This window comes from Myxococcus sp. AB025B, assembly GCF_006518215.1.
Taxonomy (GTDB): domain Bacteria; phylum Myxococcota; class Myxococcia; order Myxococcales; family Myxococcaceae; genus Myxococcus; species Myxococcus fulvus.
Map to the genome: position 1 here is coordinate 1 of NZ_SRLW01000444.1, position 5,886 is coordinate 5,886.

General features: G+C 71.1%; 6 protein-coding genes. 1 reads left to right on the forward strand and 5 read right to left on the reverse strand.

Going from position 1 to position 5,886, the window contains the following annotated elements; translation table 11 throughout:
- The 5 genes from FL311_RS40320 to FL311_RS40340 all read right to left on the reverse strand — a co-directional run.
- Positions 1-856, reverse strand: an 856-nt coding sequence (locus FL311_RS40320) for a chemotaxis protein CheB (RefSeq protein WP_141332957.1), incomplete at its 3' end; no start/stop codon positions are given.
- Between the two features lie 34 nt (positions 857-890).
- Positions 891-3,173, reverse strand: a complete 2,283-nt coding sequence (locus tag FL311_RS40325; RefSeq protein WP_141332952.1) for a hybrid sensor histidine kinase/response regulator — start codon at positions 3,171-3,173, stop codon at positions 891-893.
- Positions 3,174-3,212: 39 nt separating this feature from the next.
- Positions 3,213-4,469: a methyl-accepting chemotaxis protein gene (locus FL311_RS40330; protein WP_141332953.1), complete on the reverse strand. Its 1,257-nt coding sequence runs from the start codon at positions 4,467-4,469 to the stop codon at positions 3,213-3,215.
- 5 nt (positions 4,470-4,474) lie between these two features.
- On the reverse strand, positions 4,475-4,864 hold the full coding sequence (locus FL311_RS40335) for a Frizzy aggregation protein FrzB (RefSeq protein ID WP_141332954.1): 390 nt from the start codon (positions 4,862-4,864) through the stop codon (positions 4,475-4,477).
- Positions 4,861-5,343 carry a chemotaxis protein CheW gene (locus FL311_RS40340; RefSeq protein WP_141332955.1) on the reverse strand — a complete coding sequence of 161 codons (483 nt, stop codon included), beginning with the start codon at positions 5,341-5,343 and terminating at the stop codon, positions 4,861-4,863. Before FL311_RS40340 ends, FL311_RS40335 begins: the two co-directional genes overlap by 4 nt.
- 170 nt (positions 5,344-5,513) lie before the next feature.
- On the opposite strand from FL311_RS40340, the gene FL311_RS40345 reads away from it, so the two are divergent.
- On the forward strand, positions 5,514-5,886 hold a 373-nt coding region (locus tag FL311_RS40345; protein WP_141332956.1), incomplete at its 3' end, for a response regulator.

Genomic DNA, 5,886 nt, shown 5'->3' on the forward strand with positions numbered 1-5,886 from the left:
CCCGGATCTCCTTCATCCCCCGAGCCCCATCCCGCCCCATTCCCGTCAGGATGACTCCGACACAGCGCGCACCGAAGGACTCCCCGGCCGAAGTGAGCAGCATGTCACACGAGGGCCGGAAGCCCCGGAGCGCGGGCCCCGAGTCCAGCTCCAACCTGCCCTCGGGTCGCACCAACAGGTGACTGCCCGACGGGGCGATGTACACCGTCCCGGGCACCATCACCATGCCGTGCTCCGCCTCCGTCACTCCCAGCGCCGTCTCCATCGTCAGCCAGTGCGCGAGGCCCTCCGTGAAACCCTCGCTGATGTGCTGGCAGTAGGCGATGGGCGCGGGAAAGTCTCGTGGAATCTTCCGCAGTACCTGTGCGACCGCCTTGGGGCCCCCCAGGGAGGCGGCAATGGCCACCAGGGGATAGGGCGGCGCGGGCAGGTCCTCCCTGGGCAGCCTCGCCGAGGGGCGCGTCTGGGTCTGCCGCACGGCCTTCACCTGGGCCAGCATCACCAGCTTGCGCGACACGTGGGCCCAGAACTCAGGGCCGGGAATCGCCGGGCGCTCCATCACGTCCAGCGCGCCCAGGGCCATGGCCTGGAAGGCCTCCTGGCCGGTGAGGGCCCCGGGGTGGAGCGCCAGCACGGGCACGGGCCGCCCCGCCATCACCTGCTCGATGGCCTCCAGCGCCTCCAGGCCGGTGAGGTCCACCAGGGCCACGTCCGGGAAGTGGCGCTGCACGGCGACGAGCGCGCCGGGGAAGTCGACCTCGGCGGGCCCCACCGGGACGAGCGACTCACCGTCGAACAGGCCCCGGGCCGCGAGCGCACGCAGCCCCTTGCCCACCATGAGCACCCTGAACGCCATCGCCGCCGCGACCGGTCCGCCCAAACGCCACTCCTCAGGTCAGCCGATCGATGGCCTGGGCGAGCACTTCCACGCCCAGCTCTCCCTTGACGAGGTACGCGTCCGCGCCCGCATCCAGGCCGCGCCGCTTGTCCTCGGGCGAGGCGAGCGACGACAGGATGATGACGGGGATGCGTGCCACGGCGGGGGTCGACTTCAGCCTGCGCGCGAGCGAGAAGCCGTCCATCTTCGGCATCTGCACGTCGGTGAGGATGAGGTCGTAGGAGTTGTTCTGCACCTTGCCGTAGGCCTCCTCGCCGTCCTGCGCCTCCTCCACCATGTGCCCCAGCGCCTTGACGAGCGCGCCCTCGGTGGCGCGGGCGATGGGCGAGTCGTCCACCAGCAGGACCCGCAGGCGCTTGGCGGCCGGAGCCTGGGTGACAGGCCGCGCCATGCGGCGCACCTCCGTCATGATGTCCGGCACGTGCAGCAGCACGGCGATGCGGCCGTCCTCCAGCGCGGCGGTGCCCGCGATGAAGGGCGCGCCCTTGAGGAACTCCCCGCCGCACGGCTTCACCGCCACCTCGCGCTCGTCCACGAAGCCGTCGACGACCAGCGCCGCGTGGTCCTCGCCGTGGCGCACGACGACGGCCGGCGGCTTGTCGAAGCGGTTGCCGCCGTTGAGGCCGAGCAGCGGCCCCAGCGCGACGAGCGCCGTGGGCTTGCCCCGGTGGCGCACCGCGAGGGTGCCGAAGATTTCCAGCCGGTCCTCCGGCTTGACGCGCATCACGGCCTCGACGTCCGCGGCGGGCATGCCGTAGACGTCGTCGCCCAGGCGCACCAGCAGCACCTTCATCAGCGCGAGCGACTGGGGCAGCCGCAGGGTGATGGTGGTGCCTCGGCCGATGCGGCTGTTGACGCCGACGGAGCCGCCGAGCGTCTCCACCTTGCGCTTCACCACGTCCATGCCCACGCCGCGGCCGGACAGCTCGCTGACCTGCTCGCGGGTGGAGAAGCCGGGACGGAAGATGAGCTCGATGGCCTCGCGCTCCGACAGCGACGCGGCCTGCACCGCGGTGATGAGGCGCTTGTTGATGGCCACCTGGCGCAGACGCTCCGGGTCGATGCCGCGCCCGTCGTCCTCCACCTCGATGTGCAGCATGTCGCCATCCACGCGCACGCGGATGCGGATGCGGCCCGTCTGCGGCTTGCCCAGCGCCTGGCGCGTGTCCGGGGACTCCAGGCCGTGGTCCACCGAGTTGCGCAAGAGGTGCACCAGCGCGTCGCGCACGTCGCCCAGCATGGACCGGTCCACGCCGATGTCGGCGTTCTCGATGAGCAGGTCCACTTCCTTCGTCTGCGTGCGCGCCATGTCGCGCACCGCGCGCGGGAAGGCGTCGAACACCGTGGACAGCGGCACCAGCCGGGCCTCGGCCACGTGGTCCGCCATCTTCGACAGGTTGCCGTGCAGCGTGTTGATGCCGTCGTCGTTGCGCCGCACGAAGCGGAACGCATCGTCGCGCAGCATGTGCAGGTCGCTCTCGACGCGGTCCAGCTGCGCGCGCACCTCCAGCGGGATGTCCAGCGCCTCCGCCAGGCGCAGGAACCGGTCGCCCATGCGGCTGAAGCGCTCGAACAGCTCCTCCGTCTCGGAGCTGCGCAGCCGCCCCCGGGCGCTCTCCACCAGCAGGTCGCCGGCGAGCAGGCCCAGCGAGTCCAGCACCTCCACGTTGACGCGGATGGTGCGGTCGGCGATGGCCGACTTGGCGGCGCTCGGGGCCTCCTCCTCCGCGCGGCCCGACGCGGGCGCGGGAGCATGGGCCACGGGCGCCGCGGCGACGGGCGCCTCCACCACCGGAGCCCGGACCACGGGCGCCTGCACCGGCGCGGCCACCACGGGGGCCGGCGCTGGCGCGGGCGTCGGGGGCTTCGCGCCGGGGATGGCGGGCGCGGCCTGACCGGAGACCTCCGCCAGCGCGCGGACCATGTCCTCGCTGGCGGGCGTACCGGTGTTGGCACCGGACAGGTCCTCGATGAGGTCCGACAGGACGTCGCAGGCACGGAGCATGACGTCCGTGGCGATCTCCGTGGCCGTGCGTCCCTCGCGCTCGGCGCGCAGGACGTCCTCCGCCGCGTGGGCGAGCTGACCGATGGCGGCGAGGCCCAGCATGCGGGCCTCCCCCTTCATCGTGTGCAGCTCGCGCGCGACGTCGTCCGCGGCCTGGTCCGCGGTTTCCTTCTCCAGGTCCAACACGCCCAGCTGAATCTTCTGGAGGCGGTCGGCCGTGACCTCCTGGAACTTCTTCAGGAGGGATTTCTTGAGAGCCTCGGTGTCCATGGGCGGTGAGTGCTGCGCACCCTCCCCTTCCCGGAAGAGCTAGTCGGCCTTGAAGCGCTTGATGAGCTCCGCGAGACGCGCGGCCAGCCGCGTGAGCTCCGCGGCCGCGCCCGTCGCCTGCTTCGACGCCTGCGTCGTCTGACGCGTCACGTCCTCGATCTCCGCCATGGACGCCACCACCTGCTCGGTGGCCGTGCGCTGCTGCTGCGTGGCGAGGTTGATGACGCGAGCCGCGTCGCTCGTCTCCTGCACGCCGGCGAGGATGCCCTCGACGGCCTGCGCGGCGACGGCGCCCAGCTTCTCACCGGACTCGGTGGCGGACTTGGACGCCTCGGCGGCGCCCGCGGCCGCGGCGGTGGCCTCGCGGATCTCCGTGATGAGGTTCTTGATCTCCTTGGTGGAGTCCAGGACGTTCTCCGCCAGCCGGCGCATCTCCGCCGCGACGATGGAGAAGCCCTTGCCCGCCTCACCGGCGCGGCTGCCCTCGAGCGCCGCGTTCAGCGCGAGCAGGTCCGAGCGGTCGGCGATCTCGTCGATGACCTCCACCACGGTGCCGATGCGCTCCACGCGCTTGGACAGCTTGGCGATGGAGTCCGCCACCGCGACGCCGTCGCTGCGGATCTGCTGCATCGCCTGGATGAACTCACCGATGGCGCCCCGGCCCGCGCGCGCCGCGCCCAGCGTCTCCTCGGCCACGCGCGCCACGCTGCCCGCGTTCTCGGCGATCTGCGCGGAGGCGTGCTTGAGCTCCTCCATGGTCGCCGTCGTCTCGTGGATGGCGGCGGCCTGCTCCGTGGAGGACGTCTCGTGCTGCGTGGACGCCGCGAGCACCTGGTTGGCGGACGAGGACAGCCTCAGCGCCGCCTCGTTGATCTCCCGCACGAACGTGCGCAGCGTCTCGATGACCTTGCCGAAGCCCTCGAGCAGCGGTCCCAGCTGGGGGTCCTCGGTGGTGGTGTTCCACTGGGACAGGTCACCCTCGCGCACCAGGCTGATGAGCGCGTCCAGTGCCTGGTCGATCTCCTGCGCCGCCACGTGCTTGCGGTGCTCGGAGCTGGCGAAGTTGTCCAGCACCTGGTTGAGCAGGTGGGCCAGCTCCTCGCCGCCCTCGCCCACCAGCTCCTTGGGGACGCGGGCCTGGAGGTTGCCGGCAAGCACCGTCAGCAGCGTGTCGGTGAAGGCCTTATGGGGGATGGGGGCCGCGGGCGCGGCGGCACCGGCCGCCTTGGAGGCAGGGGCCTTCCGGGCGGATCGGGCCTTGGACGTGGGCTTCTCGTTGGGGGTGTCCAGGGACATTGCGGTCAGTGCCTTCCTTGAGTTCCTCGGGTCCTGGCGGTCTCCACCAGGTCAATCAGCAACACGGTGCGGGCTTCTTCCAGGCACACACCGACGGCATAAGCGGCCGCGCCCGCCGTGGGGGGCATGCGGCGAAGTTGAGTCACGGGGATGGGGCGCACGCCCCGGACGGCGTCCACCTTCAGGTGGCCCTCGCCCTCCGGCGTGTCGAACACCAGCGCGCGGTTGCCCCGGTGCAACAGGCCCAGCTCCGGCAGGGTGATGTCCTCCGGCAACGAGCGATCGATCCGCAGCACCTGCGACGCGTCCGTGCCGAACACGCCCCCGCCGATCTCGAAGAAGAGGATGTCCACCTCCTCCACCATCTCCTCCAGGTCGAGCGACTCGTCGTTCATCGCGCCACCGCGCGCTGCCGCGCCGTCTGCAGGAGCTTGGAGAAGTTGAGCAGGTTGATGCTGTCCTGCGGCGTGGCGCCCGGCACCACGCCCATCAGGTGCTCGGCCGCCGCGTCACCGCCCAGCGGCGGTGGGAGGATGTCCGCCACCGGGATGCGGCGCAGGCCCAGCACCGTGTCGGCGACGACCCCGGCGACGATGCTGCCGGTGATGCCGATGAACAGGCGCGTGCGGGGACCGATGCGCGCCTCGCCCTTGGAGAGGAAGCGCAGGAGGTCCACCACGGGCAGCACCTCGCCGCGGTGGCCCGTCACGCCCATGATGAAGGACGGCGTCCTCGGCAGGGGGGTGAGCAGGCCGGCGCGGAACACCTCGAGGACGTTCTCGCTGGGCACGCCGAGCCGCAGGTCTCCCACCCGGAAGCAGAAGAACTCCTGCTCCGGTCGGGCTTGGACGGCCACGGCACGGTCCGGAGCCATCCGGAGTGCTCGCTGGAGGGGAGTCGAGGTCGTGGTCAAGGCGTCCGAGTATCCGGAGGGGACGAAAACCGGTCAAGTGTCGGCATCAAGCTGGCCGGCCGCTCGCCGTTTCGATGGTCCGCGCTGAACCAAAGGTGTAGGGTTCCACCCCGAATCCTTTGAGGAGGACGATGTCGCGCGTACTGGTCATTGATGACAGCCCGATGCTGGTGGAGCTCACCGTCCGGGCCCTCACCGCCGCCGGCTATCAGGTGAGCGGGGCCCAGGACCTGACGAGCCTCAACCAGAAGCTCTCCGAGGGGCCGTTCGCGCTCATCCTCATGGACGTGAACATGCCGGAGATGTTCGGCGACGACGTCGTCGAGTACCTCCGGAGCCAGAAGAAGGTGACGTCCAAGCTGGTGCTCTACTCCGACATCTCGGAGGCGGAGCTGGCCGGCAAGACGAAGGCCTCCGGCGCGGACGGCTACATCCTCAAGAGCGGCGGCCTGGAGGCCGTCATCAGCGGCGTGATGAACCTCATCGGCGCCCCCGCCCTGGGTG